This is a genomic window from Bartonella sp. HY406 (assembly GCF_025449315.1).
GTDB lineage: Bacteria > Pseudomonadota > Alphaproteobacteria > Rhizobiales > Rhizobiaceae > HY038.
Window position 1 is genome coordinate 2,594,009 of record NZ_CP104893.1, and the last position, 18,337, is coordinate 2,612,345.

Annotated in this window: 17 protein-coding genes; 6 read left to right on the forward strand and 11 right to left on the reverse strand. The window is 40.3% G+C overall.

Translation table 11 applies throughout. From position 1 onward, the window contains the following. Positions 1–65: 65 nt before the first annotated feature. Together rpmF and mtgA are read right to left on the reverse strand one after the other, a co-directional pair. The gene (rpmF, locus tag N6B01_RS11000; protein WP_182417812.1) at positions 66–245 is read right to left on the reverse strand and encodes a 50S ribosomal protein L32; all 180 of its coding nucleotides are present in this window, start codon (positions 243–245) and stop codon (positions 66–68) included. A gap of 185 nt (positions 246–430) precedes the next feature. Next, a complete protein-coding gene (mtgA, locus tag N6B01_RS11005; protein WP_262078768.1) occupies positions 431–1,216 on the reverse strand; it encodes a monofunctional biosynthetic peptidoglycan transglycosylase in 786 nt (261 codons plus the stop codon). A gap of 250 nt (positions 1,217–1,466) precedes the next feature. Here mtgA and N6B01_RS11010 point away from each other — a divergent pair, with 250 nt between their 5' ends. The 4 genes from N6B01_RS11010 (at position 1,467) to N6B01_RS11025 (ending at position 4,728) form a co-directional block, all read left to right on the forward strand. Further along, positions 1,467–2,378, forward strand: coding sequence for a polyprenyl synthetase family protein (locus N6B01_RS11010; RefSeq protein ID WP_410007210.1), 912 nt, complete (start codon positions 1,467–1,469; stop codon positions 2,376–2,378). Between the two features lie 56 nt (positions 2,379–2,434). Beyond that, on the forward strand, positions 2,435–3,613 hold the full coding sequence (locus N6B01_RS11015) for an FAD-dependent oxidoreductase (protein WP_262078770.1): 1,179 nt from the start codon (positions 2,435–2,437) through the stop codon (positions 3,611–3,613). A gap of 33 nt (positions 3,614–3,646) precedes the next feature. Beyond that, complete coding sequence (locus tag N6B01_RS11020) at positions 3,647–4,000, forward strand: hypothetical protein (protein WP_262078772.1); 354 nt, start codon at positions 3,647–3,649, stop codon at positions 3,998–4,000. Between the two features lie 242 nt (positions 4,001–4,242). Then, positions 4,243–4,728 carry a hypothetical protein gene (locus N6B01_RS11025; RefSeq protein WP_262078774.1) on the forward strand — a complete coding sequence of 162 codons (486 nt, stop codon included), beginning with the start codon at positions 4,243–4,245 and terminating at the stop codon, positions 4,726–4,728. Positions 4,729–4,758: 30 nt separating this feature from the next. Here N6B01_RS11025 and N6B01_RS11030 read toward each other — a convergent pair whose 3' ends face one another. The 8 genes from N6B01_RS11030 to N6B01_RS11065 form a co-directional block, all read right to left on the reverse strand. Beyond that, positions 4,759–5,697: a phosphotransferase gene (locus N6B01_RS11030; protein ID WP_262078776.1), complete on the reverse strand. Its 939-nt coding sequence runs from the start codon at positions 5,695–5,697 to the stop codon at positions 4,759–4,761. 100 nt (positions 5,698–5,797) lie between these two features. After that, the gene (adhP, locus tag N6B01_RS11035; protein ID WP_262078778.1) at positions 5,798–6,832 is read right to left on the reverse strand and encodes an alcohol dehydrogenase AdhP; all 1,035 of its coding nucleotides are present in this window, start codon (positions 6,830–6,832) and stop codon (positions 5,798–5,800) included. A gap of 166 nt (positions 6,833–6,998) precedes the next feature. Further along, positions 6,999–8,111: an ABC transporter permease gene (locus N6B01_RS11040; protein WP_262078779.1), complete on the reverse strand. Its 1,113-nt coding sequence runs from the start codon at positions 8,109–8,111 to the stop codon at positions 6,999–7,001. Between the two features lie 5 nt (positions 8,112–8,116). Beyond that, positions 8,117–10,882: a ribosome-associated ATPase/putative transporter RbbA gene (gene rbbA, locus N6B01_RS11045; protein ID WP_262080654.1), complete on the reverse strand. Its 2,766-nt coding sequence runs from the start codon at positions 10,880–10,882 to the stop codon at positions 8,117–8,119. 226 nt (positions 10,883–11,108) lie between these two features. Further along, positions 11,109–12,218 (reverse strand): HlyD family secretion protein, encoded by a 1,110-nt coding sequence (locus N6B01_RS11050; protein ID WP_262078780.1) that lies wholly within the window; start codon positions 12,216–12,218, stop codon positions 11,109–11,111. Between the two features lie 294 nt (positions 12,219–12,512). After that, positions 12,513–13,853: an ATP-binding protein gene (locus N6B01_RS11055; protein WP_262078782.1), complete on the reverse strand. Its 1,341-nt coding sequence runs from the start codon at positions 13,851–13,853 to the stop codon at positions 12,513–12,515. A gap of 12 nt (positions 13,854–13,865) precedes the next feature. Continuing rightward, positions 13,866–14,573 (reverse strand): response regulator, encoded by a 708-nt coding sequence (locus N6B01_RS11060; RefSeq protein WP_182417824.1) that lies wholly within the window; start codon positions 14,571–14,573, stop codon positions 13,866–13,868. 243 nt (positions 14,574–14,816) lie between these two features. Further along, positions 14,817–15,317, reverse strand: a complete 501-nt coding sequence (locus N6B01_RS11065; RefSeq protein ID WP_262078783.1) for a MarR family winged helix-turn-helix transcriptional regulator — start codon at positions 15,315–15,317, stop codon at positions 14,817–14,819. Positions 15,318–15,426: 109 nt separating this feature from the next. Here N6B01_RS11065 and N6B01_RS11070 point away from each other — a divergent pair, with 109 nt between their 5' ends. After that, positions 15,427–16,077, forward strand: coding sequence for an MBL fold metallo-hydrolase (locus N6B01_RS11070; RefSeq protein WP_182417826.1), 651 nt, complete (start codon positions 15,427–15,429; stop codon positions 16,075–16,077). 106 nt (positions 16,078–16,183) lie between these two features. Here the strand turns inward: N6B01_RS11070 and dps are convergent, their stop codons facing one another. Beyond that, on the reverse strand, positions 16,184–16,675 hold the full coding sequence (gene dps, locus N6B01_RS11075) for a DNA starvation/stationary phase protection protein Dps (RefSeq protein ID WP_182417827.1): 492 nt from the start codon (positions 16,673–16,675) through the stop codon (positions 16,184–16,186). An 824-nt stretch (positions 16,676–17,499) separates the two neighbouring features. Here dps and N6B01_RS11080 point away from each other — a divergent pair. After that, positions 17,500–18,246, forward strand: coding sequence for a YebC/PmpR family DNA-binding transcriptional regulator (locus N6B01_RS11080; RefSeq protein WP_262078784.1), 747 nt, complete (start codon positions 17,500–17,502; stop codon positions 18,244–18,246). Positions 18,247–18,337: the final 91 nt, after the last annotated feature.

The window sequence follows — 18,337 nt, forward strand, 5'->3', positions numbered from 1 at the left end:
CCTACTTACTTAGCTTAAATCTAAACTGTAAATAGAATCAATTCTAATTGAAACCCAATAAAGAATTAAGCCTTAGGTGTAAGAACTTGACGACCGCGATACATACCAGTCTTAAGATCGATATGATGTGGACGACGCAATTCACCTGAAGTCTTATCTTCAATATAAGTAGGTGTCTTAAGGGCATCAGCTGAACGGCGCATACCGCGCTTTGAAGGTGATGTTTTTCTTTTAGGTACTGCCATGGATCTATGCTCCGAATTCGTTCAAACACATTGAAGCGTGGCCATGAAAGCCTGACTCGCCCAATATAATTCACAAAGTTTGGGACGCTATACACTGATTAAAGCAATTTGACTAGCCAAAAGGTGTATTTTTTTAAAAAACTCCCAATAAAACATGCATTTTTTTACAAAATAGCGATTATATTTTAATTTACACAAGCAATATAAGCACCAGAATTGCGCGCACGTGATTCAAAAACCCGTGCCAGTTGGCTCATACCAGGACCTGGCTTTGCAGGATTGCGGATATAGGGATTGGGTAATGCTGCCGCCAGCAAAGCACCTTGCCTTGGAGTTAGATTGCTAGACGAGCGATTAAAATAATGGCGTGACGCAGCCTCTGCGCCATAAATTCCCGGCCCCCATTCGGCAATATTTAAATAAATTTCCATAGTGCGCTGTTTTGACAATAAAATATTAGCGCCAAGGGCAATGGGAATCTCAATCGCTTTGCGCACATAGGAACGATCTTGCCAAAGAAAAAGGTTTTTTACCATTTGCATCGTAATGGTGGAAGCACCACGATTTGGTCCACCATCATTATCCAAAACATCGCCCAAAGCATCCCAATCAACGCCATTATGGCTGCAAAATTTGCCATCTTCAGCCATCATTACCGCATTCACCAAATTAGGGGAAATAGCTCTGATAGAAACCCATTGGCGATCATAGCCACGCAATAGAACAACATCTCGTAGCATCAAAGTAGAGATTGGCTTGATAAAGGGCAAATTATAAAAGAGAAGCAAGAAAAAAGGCAAGAGCAGCAAGAGAATCAGACCAAGGGCAATCTTTTTAACAAGAGTTTTTTTGGTTTCCCCCTCGTTCCTTATCTCATCCTTATCAAGCAACAATGAAAAATTCCTTTTATTTGCGATGATCTTGGTAATAATGCTTGATTTATAAGGTTTATCTGGCGTCTGCAATACCATGGATCGCCTTGGCTTATCACGCAGGATGATTATTCAAATACATTATACTCATTTTTTTGACAATCACTCATTCGCTTATGTTCTTTTACCTAAATGACGACCCACTGCAAAGATATTTTTTAATCTTAACAGCTATCAGACGGAAATCGGTATTTGCAATTTTGGCTTCAAACTTATGTATAGTATTTTTTAAAAATTCCAGTATTAATAAATTGCCTTTATACCACCTGTTCAAATGTAATGTGAGACAATGGATAGTAAAAACAATTTTGAAGCTCTCTTGCTCGGTCATGCAAAGCGTGTTGAAACTCTCATAGGCCAGCTTTTAGCACCCTATCCACAAATGGGCGAGATTAACCGTCCACAAAAATTGCTGGATGCAATGCGTCATGGTGTTTTGAATGGCGGCAAACGTTTGCGCCCGTTCTTGGTTCTTGAAACGGCTTCATTATTCAATGTTAAAACCGATGCGCCATTACATGTTGCAGCAAGTCTTGAGGCAATTCATAGCTACTCGCTTATCCATGATGATTTACCCTCTATGGATAATGACGATCTAAGACGTGGCAAACCAACCGTTCATAAAGCTTTTGATGAAGCAACGGCAATTTTAGCTGGTGATGCTTTATTAACCCTTGCATTTGATATTATTGCGGCTGAAGAAACCGAATTAAAGGCAGAAGCACGCTTGTCGCTCATTCGACATTTATCAAGAGCTGCGGGCCTTGGCGGTATGGTTGGCGGCCAAATTCTTGATATTGAAGCGGAAACCAAAAAGCCCAATGAAGCTGGTATTATCATGCTGCAAGCCATGAAAACGGGAGCGCTTATCCGCTATGCCTGTGAAGCTGGAGCAATTATTGGTAATGCAACCAGCGATGATCGTGCCAGACTTGCCGAATTTGGCTCGGCTATCGGCCTTGCTTTCCAGCTTGCTGATGACTTGCTTGACGTAACAGCCGACACCAAGACGCTGGGCAAAACTGCTGGCAAAGATAGCCATGTTGGTAAAGGCACATTGGTGGCACTGCATGGCATTGACTGGGCAAAGCAACAGCTTGACGGCCTAATTAGCCAAGCTGAAGAACTGCTCGCACCTTTTGGTAACAAAGCTGATAATTTACGTAATTGCGCTTATTTTATTGCTCATCGGGATCATTAAGCAAGGTCAAAAAGCGATAAAACATGGTGTAATATTTTTCTCGCGGGGAGAGATTGATGGATATAGCAATTGCTGGCATGGGTATGGGGGGGCTTTGTCTTGCATCTTTTTTACGCCAAGAAGGACATAACGTTACCCTATTTGATCAGATGCAAAAGGCAGGGCCAGTTGGCTCTGGTTTTGTGCTACAACCAACGGGTCTTATTGTTCTTGATAAATTAGGGCTGCGCCAACGGGCGGAAGCACGCGGCCAACGCATTGACCGCATGCTTGGTAAGCTAAGCAAGGATGATAAGGTTGTTTTAGACGTTGGCTATATCAAGGATGATTATGGTGTTGCGATTATTCGCTGGTCGCTTTTTGATCTTCTTTATGAGCATGCGGTTGAACTTGGTGCGCAAGTTGAAGTCCGACATCGGATTATTGGTGTTGATAACGGCCCCAAGCCACAATTTATTTTTGAAAATGGTATGAAAAGTGCGAATTTTGACCTGCTCATTGATGCTATGGGGGCACGCTCACCGCTGCGCGCCACAAAGGGCAAAGAGCTTGATTATGGTGCCGTTTGGGTGAACTTGCCCTGGCACGATGATATTGGTTTTGATCCAACTACCTTAGAGCAGCGCTATCACAAGGCTTCAACAATGATAGGTGTTTTACCGCTTGGCAAGGGGCATTTAAAAGCGCAAGCGATGACGACTTTTTTCTGGTCGCTACGTCATCAAGACCATGCAAAGTGGCAAGCAGACGGTATTGATGCATGGGTTGAAAAAATAGCTCACTTTTGGCCACAAACCATGCCCTTAATTGAAAATATGGCTGATTACCGCGACCAGATTGTTTATGCCAATTATCGTCATCATACCCATATATCACCAGCAGAAGGTAACCTTGTTCGCCTTGGTGATGCGTGGCACGCCACCAGCCCACAACTTGGCCAAGGGGCGAATATGGCATTTTTAGATGCACTTGCTTTTATTGAGGCAGCAAAGCGCCATAGGGAACGCGCGGACATCATTGCCGATTATGCTAAAAGACGGCGTATCCATATTTTATTTTATCAATTTTTAAGTTGTTGTTTAACGCCATTTTATCAATCGGATAATGCTATTTTACCGTTTTTGCGAGATTATTTCATTGCGCCAACCCTGCGCCGCCGCGGCCTTGTTCATGCTATGGTCGCTTCAATGGTCACGGGACAATTCTTTAATCCAATCAAAATGGCAATGAAATAAAAATTTAGTGAAGTTTAATTATTGTGAGACAAAATGATGGTTAATCGCTCAAATGCCCTTAAAAAAATTTGGCAAAGCTGGGAAAAATCTCCAATAGGTGGTTTTTTAATATTTGTCGCAATTTATATTATATATCTGGTTGTCATTAAATTTTTATTTTTTATTAATATTTTTACTCTCATAGAAAATGATTTTAATTGGCAAAATCTTTTAAAAAAATTACATCCATACTCAAATTTATTTGAAATAATATTGATGATATTTTTGATAAATGGAATGATAAAAGCAAAGCGATATTTTCCATATCTTTTTTGTATATTTGCACAATTATCAGCTGGATCATTTTTTATCTCTACACTATTTACAATTCAAATACGCAATATATGATTGGTTCTATTATCTTTTACTCTAGAATTATTGTCCCATCCATTCTTATAATCTATATGCTTAAATCCAAACGCGTAAAAAATATTTTTATTCATTAAAGTGAACCTAATTTTTTTGACGACGTCACCTACTCTATTCTTATTTGGGAGATTGCCGTCATTGCCAAAGTCGGTTCAGTTTTTTTGGAAATGCAATAATATCAAAATTATTGTATAATTTGCCTATTAGGGGAGCAAATTAATTTGGAAAACACAACTTCGCCCATAATGGAAACGAAAACAGAGAACTGCGACAATCAACAACCTAACCGAGCAGTTTATCTGATTAGACTTTATTTTATTTATAGAATTATAAGCTTTTTATTATTTGCTGGAATAGCATTATTATTGTTATCACTCAGTGATTTTTCAAATGCGATATTTTCGTTTTTTTTATCCATATTATTTTCTATAATATTAGGCATGGGCGGCATTTTTTTAACTGCTATGTTTTTAATAAGTTTTTACAGTTATTTAAGAAGGCTTTATTGTTTTCCTATAATTTTTAGTTGTATGCTACTTTATGAAGTTCTCTCTTGTTTTAAGGTTGTTGGTTTTATATCCAACCAATCTCAGGATGAGTTTACCTTAACTATAAAAGCCGCAATTTGCGCGCATGTCTTAATTGATATCGCTGTTGGCCTATATATTTTCTATTCAAAAAATGCCAAAGATAGCTTTATTAATTGATTTTATAGCTTTTTTAAATAGATTTAGCTTTCAGAAAAAATGCTTTATTTTACCTTTCACCGCCCCAGATATAAGATTTTCCATACGTTTAGTATAATCATTTTCATTATGCTGCCCAAGCGTCAACAATAAAAACTTCAAGCACATGAGGAGCATAGCATGATAAAAAACAGGCGCTGTAATATGTTCTTTCAACAAAAAATCTCGTAACGGCATTATAAATGCTTGCAAGCAATCAAAATCGATCTGCTGCTTATTATTACAAGAAAATTCCATCGCGCCAGTCACAATATCAAAAAATGGCGCGCCCAAATAACTATCACCAAAATCAATAATGCCGCAAAGATGATGATCTTTGATAATGACATTGCCATAATAAAAATCACCATGAACCAAGCCTTTGGTTAAGCACTGTAAATTTTGGTCAAAACGTCTTTCGCGCAAAATGTCATTAATTTTGTGAATTAAAGACCGATCAAGACATGACTGCACTTTTTCATATTGCGCTTCATAGCGTTGATGAACATACGTAACTTCATCACGCGCAGTGGTATCACGGTTATAGCTAGTCGCGCATTTTAGAAAATTACTAAGCAATTTTCCAGCTTGTGCAGCAATAACTGGGTTGAGTTCATTTTGTTTAACGCTGCGCCCTTCAATGCAGATATAGCAAATTGCCAGAACATTCTTAAACTTGTAAATAACACTGCCACTTTCCCATTGAAGAAGTCTGGGAACAGGCAGACCTTTTGCACTGCAAAACTCTAAAGCATCAACCTCCTGCAATAGGCAGGGAAAATCATCTAAATTATAAAGACGCAAGCATAGCAGCTTTTCTTTAGTCTTGATAAAAAAGCAAGTGCTTGAATAGCCTTCATGTACTGGTTCGATTATATAAGGCGAATTAATTGGCAGCTGCGCAACGATGTCAGCCAATTGATGAGTATTGAAATTTTCTAGCTTGGCCAAAACAAAATATCCTTTTTGTTTTAAACACAAATAAGCCCCAACCATTGATAGTCAGGGCTTAAATATCATTTATAAACTATCTATAATTATCGTGATAATATCAGCTTGCCATATCAAGCACAACGCGGCCTGATATTTTACCCCTAATCATATCGTCAAAAATATTATTAATATTGGCAAGCTTATCAATCTTATTATGCGAATGCACCTTGCCACGAGCAGCGTAATCGAGTGATTCTTGCAAATCCAAGCGTGTACCAACGATGGAACCACGCAGCGTAATACCATTAAGCACCATATTAAATACCGATACTGGAAACTCGCCGGCAGGCAAGCCGTTCATTGATAGCGTACCACCACGGCGCACCATGCCAAGCGCTGACGCGAAAGCACCTTCTGATGGTGCAGTAACAAGCATGCCGTTAACACCGCCACTGGTGAGCTTTTTCAGCTCTCCTTGTGGGTCATTGCTACTCTTGGTGTTAATGACAATATCCGCACCAAGTTCCTTAGCAAGGCGTAATTTATCATCATCAATATCAATAGCGGCAACATTCATACCCATGGCTTTAGCATATTGCACAGCCAGGTGACCAAGACCACCAATACCGGAAATACCCATCCATTCACCCGGCTTTGCGTCAGTTACTTTTAAGCCTTTATAAACCGTAACACCAGCACATAGAATTGGGGCAATATCAGTAAAGGCTACATTATCGGGCAAATGGCCAACATAATTAGGATCTGCCACCACAAAATCAGCAAAGCCACCATTAATCGAATAGCCAGTATTTAATTGCTCTTCACAAAGGGTTTCCCAACCACCAAGACAATGAACACAATGGCCACAAGCGGTATAAAGCCATGGAATACCGACGCGGTCGCCTTCCTTAACATGCTTAACACCGCGTCCAACTGCAGAAACAAAGCCAACACCTTCATGACCAGGAATAAACGGCGGATTGGGCTTAACTGGCCAATCACCATGGGCAGCATGAAGGTCGGTATGACAAACACCACAAGCTTCAATTTTAACTTGGATCATGCCCTCTTTAGGTTCTGGTATCGGCACTTCATCAATGGTTAGGGGTTTACCAAATTCACGCACAACTGCGGCTTGCATTGTATGAGCCATATTAGCCTCCCTGACTATATGCATTTCAACAAGCCCGATTAGCAATAAGAGGCCGTTTAGATGCCTTGCTTTAAATGAGAAATTCTCATCAATATTATGGCATATATTGAGATGTCCACCAAGCGGATAATAGCCAATATATGACATAATTGATTGAAATCAAACCCTATTTTAGATAGGCTCTAAAGCGGCGCAATGAAAACATAAACAGAACAATACCGATGATAAACAAGGCCAAGAAGTTACCCCAAACAACAGAAAAACCTGCACCGCGATAAAGAATGGATTGGCCAAGCATAATGAAATGGGTATTGGGTGCGGCAAGCATAATATCTTGAATGAATTGTGGCATGCTTTCACGCGGTGTCATACCGCCAGATAAAATTTGTAGCGGCAATAAAACCAGCATCAATAACAGACCGAATTGCGGCATAGAATTTGCCATTGTCGCAAGCGCAATGCCCATGCAAGTTGTGGCAAAAAGATGCAAAATCGCGCCACATAAAAACAGTGGTATCGAGCCTTGAATTGGCACTTGCAACAGACCTTGCACGATAAAAATAAGTGAAAAGGCCGAACAGACAAAAACAATCAATCCCATTGACCAGATTTTGGAAACCATGATTTCGGTTGCAGTTACTGGCATCACCAAAAGATGCTCGATCGTGCCATGTTCGCGTTCGCGGATAAGCGCCGTGCCGGTCAAAATAATAGAAAGCATAGTGATATTGTTGATAACATTGATGAGTGAGCCAAACCATGACTTATTAAGTTCAGGGTTAAAACGCGCGCGCAAAGCAAGATCAACTTGTGATGAAGTATTGGTGCGATAACCGCTTTGAAATTCGCTCACCTCTGAATTAATGATTTGCTGGATATAGCCAGCACCCGTCAGTGCTTGGCTCATGCGGGTAGCATCAACATTAAGCTGAATTTGTGGAGAACGCCCTGCTTTTAAATCACGTTGGAAATTAGGCGGTATATCAAGAGCAAAAGTATCAAGCCCTTGGTCAAGACGCGCATCCATTTCATGAATATCAATCAAGGATGGCCTTGTAAAATAAGGCGGCAAAAACGCCGTTGTTATACGCGATGAAAGCGGCGAATTATCTTCATCAACAATCGATATAGGGGTTAGATTCAAGGTTTCAGGCGCGGCTTTTGATGCAACATAAATTGAACCAGTGAAAGCGTAAACAATCAGGATCAACAGCATTGGATCGCGTAAAATTCCGCGTATTTCTTTAATGCCAAGAGTGAAGATGTGTTTTAAATCCATAATCGTCACCGTGCCTGTTTTTTAGTTAAAAGTGTTGCAATGCCAATTAATATTGGAAAAGCTAAGGCGAGTGGCAAAAACGTAGAAGCAAGTTCTGTAAAGTTTAACCCTTTGGAAAAAGTACCACGCGATATAATAATGAAATAGGTGGTTGGATAAATTTTACCAATAAATGCTCCCATGCCCTCAAGCGATGATACTGGATCCGTTAAACCTGAAAATTGCACGGCCGGCAAAATAGTCAAAATTGATGTACCAAAAATTGCTGCAATCTGGCTATTCATAAAGGTCGATATTAAAAGCCCAAAGGCAGTGGCAAAACTTACATAAAATAGCGATGCCAACATAAATGCCGGTAAGCTACCCGTAAAATCGACACGGAAGACCAACACTGCCAATAGCCATAGTAAAACAGCATTGAGCATACCAAGCATGATATAAGGCAATTGCTTGCCTAGCAAAAACTCAAATGAGGTAACCGGCGTTACATAAAGATTAATAATCGAGCCCATTTCCTTTTCACGCACCACACTTAAAGCCGCCAACATTGCTGGAATAATCAGCAATAATATTGGAATAACCGCCGGAACCATGGCTGGCAGGCTTTCAAGTGAAGCATTATAACGGAAACGTACTTGAATTTGGAAATCACCATTCGCGACTTCTTTGCCATATTGAACACGCGCTTGGTTTTGCAACCATAACATATGCATACCTTGCACATAACCGCGAACGGTTTCAGCCCTCGCTGGCATGGCACCATCAATCCACGCGCCCACCTCTACCGGCCGACCATGTTTAATATTTTCGGCAAAATTTGGTGGTATTTCAATTGCTAAGCTTATTTCACCTGATCGCATACGCTTATCAAGATCATCATAATCTTTAATGTCATCATGCTGGATAAAATAGCGCGATCCCGAAATTTGTTGGATATAATCGCGACTTGTCTCGGTTTGGTTGCGGTCAAGAACGGCAAAACTTAAATTTTCAACATCCATATTAATGCCATAACCAATAACTAGCATCAAAATGACACTACCAACCAAAGCAAGTGTTGCTCGGATCGGATCGCGTTTTAACTCCAGCATTTCACGATTAGCATAGCTTAACAACCGCATAATATCAAAAAAGGCATGGGCGTTTTTATCTTTGCTTTTTGCAGCAGCTAAATTTGGATTGTCGCTTGTCTTAGTCGCTTCGCCCTCTGGAGCAGGTGCGGAAACGTCCTGTTTTTCACCAATGGCTTCTTCTAAATAGCTGATAAAGGCTTCTTCAAGATTTTGCGCATGCTTATTCGTGATAATCTTTTCAGGGGTGTCAGAAATTAAGACGCGCCCCGCATGCATTAAAGATATGCGATCGCACCGCGCTGCTTCATTCATAAAATGGGTGGTAATAAAAATCGTTACATTTTCGTTGCGTGATAATTGTCCTAATGTTTCCCACAAGTCATCACGGGCAATTGGATCAAGACCGGATGTCGGTTCATCAAGAATAAGAATTTCTGGCTTATGCAGTAGCGCAACTGCCAAAGACATACGCTGGCGCACGCCAAGGGGCAAAGCATCAGGCATGGATGACAAAACGTCGGCCAAATCAAAACGTTTCACCATTTCATCTATACGGGCGGCTCTACTATCTTTTGGTAATTCAAAAATCTCGGCATGAAGTTCTAAATTTTCTTGCACAGTTAATTCTGAATAAAGCGAAAAAGCTTGACTCATATAGCCAACATGCTGGCGGGTAGTCATATCATCAGCATCGATTTGCTTGCCAAATAATTTCGCAGTACCTGACGTTACTGGTAAAAGACCAGTTAGCATTTTCATGGTTGTACTTTTACCGCAACCATTAGAGCCTAAAAATCCAAAAATTTCACCTTTGTGAATACTAAAACTAACATGATCTACCGCGGTAAAATCACCAAATTTTTTGGTAAGATCAATTGCTTCAATCGCAACTTCATTATTTTGCTCATTTGCAATACGCGGTGGAATAACCACTTTGGTATAATTGGTTTTTTCTTCCTCGGGCATCAAAGCTATAAAGGCATCATCAAGATTATCTTTACCGGTTTTTGACAATAATTCCTGCGGAGTGCCAGTTGCAAGAATTTTGCCACCATCCATAGCAATTAGCCAATCAAAGCGGGCAGCCTCTTCCATATAGGCGGTGGCAACCACCACGCTCATATCCTTGGCATCTTTACGAATATCGTCAATAAGGTTCCAGAATTCTCGGCGCGACAAAGGATCAACACCGGTTGTTGGTTCATCAAGTACCAGTAATTTAGGATCATGGATCAGCGAACAAACAAGCCCTAATTTTTGCTTCATACCGCCGGATAATTTACCAGCGGGACGATCTTCAAAACCATTTAGACCAGTGCGATAAAGAAGGTTCTTAATCCGCGCGGCACGTTCCTTTTTTTCCTGCCCAAAAAGCTTGGCAAAAAAATTAGCGTTTTCCTCAACCGATAATGTGGGATAAAGATTTTTACCAAGGCCCTGAGGCATATAAGCGATATCTGGGCAAACACGCTCGCGATGACGCTTTTCACGCATATCGCCCTCTAACACTTCCACATCACCATCTTGAATAGCGCGCGCGCCGGTAATCAAAGATAAAAGGCTCGATTTACCAACGCCATCAGGACCGATAAAGCCAATCATTTTACCAGCTGGCAACTCTAAGGTAATATTATCAAGGGCAAGGGTCTTGCCATAGCGCAAAGTTACATCTTTTAATGAGACAACATTCTTGCCCATGTTGGAAACAGAATTTGCCTCAACATTGGCCGCTATATTTTGCTTAGGATTACCATCATTGGCCATTACGATCAAAACTCCATCGCCATTTTCGGGGAAAGTAGCTCTTCATCAAAGTGCTACTTTATTGAGCCTTTACAGGGTATGAAATTCGCCTCAAACTCCCTGATTTTACTATTATTAAATGGCATACCCCTTTAAAGGAACCGCCATTAATAAAAGCAGCCTATTGTGGCTTTGCACTCTCTTTTGGCGGTAAATTTTCAATCTTGATTGATGATTGCAGATTATCTGGCCATGGTTTGCTATCATCAAGCTTTACATAAATAACCCCCGGCAAACCGGTTTTAACATCCTTAATATATTGCTCTAGCAAGGCACTTGGAATACGCGCACGCACGCGGAACATCAACTTAGCACGTTCTTCTGAAGTCTCTACCGTTTTTGGCGTAAATTGTGCAACGTCGGACACAAAAGAAATATTAGTTGGGATGACATATTGTGGCAACGCATCTAAAACCAGATGAGCTTCTTGACCAAGAGATAATTTACCAATCTGATCGGTTGGCAAGAAGAACGTCATATAGACATCGCTTAAATCAACAAGATTAAGCACGCGTCCGCCGGCAGCCACAACTTCTCCTGGTTGAGCAATGCGATATTGGATGCGGCCCGAGCGCGGTGCCTTCAATGCGCTATCATCAATATCTGATTGGATACGCTCGATGGTGGCTTTTGCAGCATCAACAGCTGCCTCGGCGCTCACCACATTAGCCTTAGCGGTTGAAACACCAGCCTTGGCTGAAGCCAATTGTGCATTTGCGGCGGCAAGGGCTGAAAGTGCACCCTCATAGGTTGCCTGATCATCATCCTTGGTTTGTTCAGAAACAGTGCCGCGTTCTTGCAAAGTATTAGAACGATTAAACCGCCTTTGGGCATTATCACGCTGAACTGTTGCTTGTGATACACGCGCCACATTGGCTTCTTCTTCAGCTGCAGCTTGTTCTACCTGCAATTTTGCAGTTTCGACATTAATTTCAGCTTGCTTCAATTGCGCTTGCGCTTGGCGCAATTGCGCATCAAGCGTTAAAGTATCCATTTGAGCGACAACTTCGCCCTCATGAACAAAATCACCTTCACGCTTTTTAATGTCACTAATACGGCCTGATGATTTTGCCGCAATATCAACTTCAGTTGCTTCAATCCGACCGTTAGCGACGGCTACATAATTGGGAAGACTATCGGATGATGGCAATAAATAACGCCAAGCAATAAAACCAACAACAATGACTAAGACAACCACCCAGCCCCATTTGCCTGCTTTTTGTAAAGCCATAATCCACCTACTCCAATAATAACAAACAATAATTTAAAAATTGCAACGACAAAAGGTCATCATTATTATTAATGCGAAATATTGATTATATTAGCTATAATGAATATTTAAACATTGCTTAAATATTCATTATCATTTTAAATAACCATACGCACATTTAAATAAAAGAATCACACCCATTAAGGTATTTGTTTACTATGCGCGTAAAAAAGACTTAATACAAATAGTTTGAATTCAATTTTTACAAAAGACAAGCCAATAGCTAGGTTGCAGCCATTTTAATCAGCCATCTAGCTAAATTGGCACTTCAATAATAACCCGCAAACCACCTTTTGGACTTTTATATAATGTAACATCACCACCATGGCTACGGGCAATATCACGGGCAATGGAAAGACCAAGCCCTGTGCCGCTTGCGTCTTGATTGCGTGCTTCATCAAGACGAAAAAATGGTTTAAATACTTCCTCACGCATATTTTCAGGAATTCCTGGACCATCATCATCAACACAAAGCGTTAATTTATGATCGTCATGATGGATCACCACATCGACATTACGTGCATAACGAAAGCCATTTGACACAAGATTGGCAACCAGTCTTGTGAAACCATTGGGGCGCACTTGAATTTCAGGATTGCCATGCATTTCATAAGTAAAACCACGTTCACGTAAAACGGCTTCTTCTTTCAGCTTCGCCATGACACTTTCAAGATTAAGAGTACCAACCTCTTCACTGCCTTCACCGCGTGCAAAAGCAAGATAGCCTTCAAGCATGTTTTGCATGTCATTCACATCATGCTCTAGCGGTTCAGTATCAATACCACCACCTGCTATGGCAAGTTGCAGTTTAAATCTGGTTAAAATGGTGCGTAAATCATGGCTGACACCAGATAGCATGGTCGTACGCTGCTCAATTTGCCGCTCAATACGCTCCCTCATGCGCAAAAAGGCAATACCCGCACGCATCACTTCTTCAGCGCCGCGCGGCGAAAATCCCTCTGGTAATGGGCGGCCTTTACCAAAACTATCTGCAGCTTCTGCCAATTGCTGGATCGGTTTAATTTGGCTGCGTAAAAAATAAATAGCAATAATCAACAAAACAAGCGCTGTCACCACCATCCAACTAAGGAAAATACCGGTATTGGATGCATAGGTTTGGCTGCGGGTTGCAAATACCCGTAAAACTTTATCATCAAGACGAATACGAATTTCCACAAGATCTGAATCGCCAACTGTATCAATCCAGAATTGCCGATTAATCTGCTTGGTGATTTCCTCACTCAAAAAATAATCCAAAATTGCAAAAAATGGCTTTGGCCCGGGCGACGGCAGTGGATCAGGTGGCAGAATAGAAATATTCAAGCCCATTCTTTGTTGGGCAATGCGGATAATATTATTGTAATTATCATCCTGCGGATAGGTCTCAATCACATCAATAATGGCAGCAATATCATGAACAACTGCCATGGACAAACGCTCAGTTACCATTTGCCAATGCCGTTCCATAAAGACATAGGCTATCACTGATTGCAGCAAAACCATTGGTGCAATGATAATGATAAGAGAACGCGCATAAAGCCGTTTTGGCATGCGTGTGGCAATGAAACGGCTTAATTTAGTCCATGGTGCTTCCATTATATGCGCCTATTATTCAACCGCCAATTTATAGCCAATACCACGCACTGTTTGCAGCCAAACAGGATTTGCAGGGTCATTTTCTACCTTACGGCGTAAACGATTAATCTGCACATCAATGGTGCGTTCACCCACTTCACCTTCGCCGGCGGCCAATTCTTGGCGCGGAATAGTCTCACCAACGCGAGAGGCAAAAATCACCATAATTTCTTGTTCGCGATCGGTAAGATGGATAATCTCCCCCGCTTTTTTCAATTCACGCCGCGGAATCGAAAATGTATAGGGGCCAAAAACAATTTGCTCTATAGTTGGTTGGCTTGTTTGATTGCCTCGGCGTAAAATAGCATTGATACGCAATAATAATTCACGCGGATCAAAGGGCTTAGGTAAATAATCATCAGCACCTGCCTCAAGACCATCAATACGTGCATCCGTTTCTGCTAATGCAGTCAACATCAAAATTGGAACATCCTTAGTTTCACGCAAAGAACGCGTAAGTGAAATTCCAGTTTCCCCAGGCATCATCACGTCAACAATTAACAGATCAAAATCCAACCCTGCCAATTTTCGCCGCGCTTCATCTGCCAATGCAGCCATAGAAACACGAAAACCATTTTTCTGTAAAAACTGCGATAACAGACTGCGTATGCGTGTATCATCATCAACAACCAAAATATGGGGAGCATTATCGGCAATGCTGTAATCTTGCTTATCTGTCATCAACACATCCTACTTATGTGAATTTTAAAACCTAATTATTATAAAGCCCTTTTGGCGCAATCTGCATAAATATCGGTTAAATCATCTAGCAGACTCATATCTATTATAGGGCAATAAGCTTAAGCAAAGTAAAACACTTCATTCACTTTTCATATCAATTGCAAAATCTTGTTGAAGAAAAAAGAACAAAGAATGCTACATCTTAAAATCACTATATGGCTAGGCAAAAGTTGCTTTTAACAATTATTGTTTTTCCCGCGCCAGATTTTCAATATAAGTTGGTTCACGCCGATCATTATCAAGCATGCCAGCTAAAAATTTGCGCACAATGCTTGAATCTTCAAGGCCGGCTTGCTTTAATGCGCGTTCAATACGCTGCGATTGCGGTTCTGACAGGCGTAATGATAAATCCCGCCCTTTTTGCGTTGGATACAATTCCCTTTGCCGGCGATCTTTAACGCCTGCTTCTTGCAAAATATATTCATCGTCAATTAATTGCTTTAATACACGCCCAAGCGATTGCTTGGTGATGCCTAATACATCCAATAATTCAGCAACGGTAAGCCCAGGGCGACGACTAACAAAATATAAAACGCGGTGATGGGCACGCCCAAAACCTAATTCTAACAATAAACGGTCAGGATCTGCCGTAAAATCCTGATAGGCATAAAAGAGCAATTCTATAACCGCAATATGATCCGTTTCAGAAGCTTCGATGGCTTTTTTTACCGGCGATAGGGGCATGCAAAATCCATTTTGAATAAAACACAAAAATTTGCCATATCATAATGTATAAGAATATGGAATGATAGAATTATAGCATATAAAATAGACTAAAATAGGAATAAACGTCATGGGCATGCTAAAGGCACATATTATACCGGTTACAATAGCACAGCAAAATTGTACCATATTATTTGATGAAGATAGTAAAAAGGGTATTTTACTCGATCCAGGCGGTGACCTTCCTTATATTATGCAAGCTATTGAGCAAGAGGGCATCAAAATTGAGGCAATCTGGCTAACTCATGGTCATTTTGATCATGTTGGTGCGGCAATGGATGCAAAAGAAGCGCTCGGCGTTGAAATTATTGGCCCACAAAAAGATGATGAATTTTTACTTGGCATGGTGGAAGAAACTGCCAAGGCCTACAACATCACCGATAAAATGCGCAATTGCACCACCGATCGTTGGCTTGAAGAGGGAGATGAGCTTGATTGTGCCGGTCATAAATTTAAAGTGTATCATACGCCCGGCCATGCCCCTGGCCATGTCATTTTCTTTAATGAAGAATTGCGCTTTGCTCTGATGGGCGATGTTTTGTTTCATGGCTCAATCGGTCGAACTGATTTACCACGCGCGAACCACCAACAATTACTGGACACAATCAAAAACAAAGTCTTGCCCTTGGGCGATGATGTTGGATTTTTATGTGGTCATGGTCCAGGCAGCACAATCGGCACTGAAAAACGCAGCAATCCATTTGTTGCACCAATTGCGTAAAATTGTTCTTACATCAAAAAATTTTTTGATGTTTTATAATAAAAAACAGGCTTTGAAAACAAAGCCTGTTTTTTATTATAAATCTAAAAATTTAAAAAATTAAACTTTACTTTGGTTCTTGAACATGGGCTTCAAGGAACCACAAGTTTTTATCTAACGTACGAGACGCAGCAGTGAAAATATCAGCTGTATCATCTTCACCTGCTTCATCAGCATCTTTAATGGCTTTACGCACAAAATTTGCAGCTTCACCATAGCGCTCAATTAAAGCATCAAGATGATCTTCAACTTTGTAAATATCGGTAGGATAAGGCTTTAATAATGAATCCTTGTTGACACTTTGGGTTGTACCAAATGCGGTACCACCAAGCTGAGCAACGCGCTCTGCAATAATATCAACATGTTCATCAAGATCATCACGGAATTGATCTAACATTTCATGAACCATAATAAACCGTGGTCCTTTAATATTCCAGTGGGCTTGTTTGGTTAACAACGCTAAATCAATAAGTGCTGCCAAAGATTTGTTTAAAAGCTCAATTGCTGTTTGTTTGGTGTTTGAAGGAACATCATTAACAGTTTTATGCATCTTAACCATTTTATTACCTCATTATAAACACGTCATTCACCCTTTGGCGGATGATTTAAATTTCAAAAAATTGATCAACCCACAATTTGCTTTGTTGGGCGCTTGCGATCTTGAATTAATATAGTAAAGCTTACTGACATTTTAAATAGCTAAACATTTACGTGATCAAAAAAAGAAAATTAATTCGTAAATAATAGAATAGCCGTAAGTTAAAAATTCACCCATAAATTTCAATATCTTTATATTTTCGTTATTTTTTGAAATTTTATTTTATATTTATAACTATTAGAATAATTTTCGACAATTTTATACCAACGCATCACTAATTAGTGAATTATTTTCACACATATAATACTAATTATCGTATTAGCTTGGCGGTTCATGCCAAAAGTCTTTTTTATAGAAACGGCTTTTTTCAAGATTAATTTGAAAAAATTATAGCAATTTCGCTTATAGGGCTTTTTTTATGACCTAAAAAATCATAAAAGCATTTCATAAAGCCAGAAAAAATACGACAGTATTTTTCTGGATGAGTTTAAGGCTTTTTATTTTTGTATAAGGAATGATTGCTTTAATCAGCGCAATAACAGTTCTTATACGAAGCAATTTCATATGGAATGCGACATGATGCAAAGGACAATGAGCATCATTATCATTAAATCTATGCAATTACCTTATTTTTAAAGGTTCCAGCATTTTACAAATGAAATTGTTTCGCATATTGTTAAAGTGTTTTAGTAGATAGAATGATAGAATTTTATCTGTTTTGTTAAACAAACTGCATTAATCGCATCAAGCGAGACTATTGGCAGTAAACCATAAGCAGGAGTGCCATGGCTGGCCATTCACAGTTTAAAAATATTATGCATCGCAAAGGTCGTCAGGACGCGATGCGCTCAAAAATGTTCTCAAAATTGGCGCGCGAAATTACCGTTGCTGCCAAGCAAGGCTTGCCTGATCCAGCAATGAATGCGCGTTTGCGTCTTGCAATCCAGAACGCTAAAGCGCAGTCAATGCCAAAAGACAATATCGACCGCGCAGTTAAAAAAGCATCAGGTGGCGATTCTGAAAATTATGATGAAGTACGCTATGAAGGTTATGGCCCTGGCGGCGTTGCCGTTATTGTTGAAGCATTGACCGATAATCGCAATCGTACCGCGTCTAATGTGCGTTCAGCCTTTACAAAAGCTGGTGGTGCAATGGGCGAAACCGGTTCAGTTGGGTTCATGTTTAATCGTGTTGGTGAAATAATCTATAAGGCAACAGCTGGTAGTGCTGATGCGATTATGGATGCCGCAATTGAAGCGGGCGCCGAAGATGTGACTTCTGATGAAGATGGACACACCATCATTTGCACCTTTGAAGATATTGGCGAAGTCTCAAAAAACCTTGAAGCTGCCCTTGGTGAAGCTGAATCTATCAAAACCATTTGGAAGCCACTTACCATGGCACCGGTTGATGAAGATAAGGCGCACTCGATTTTAAGACTTATTGATGTACTTGAAGATGATGATGACGTGCAAAACGTCTATGCCAATTTCGAAGTCAGCGATGAAGTGATGGCAAAGCTGTCCAATTAATAGATCGCTACTGATAAGTTTAAAAACCTGAAGTTTTAAAAAAACTTCAGGTTTTTTTGTTATTTAAATAGGTTTTAAATCATGCTTTAGC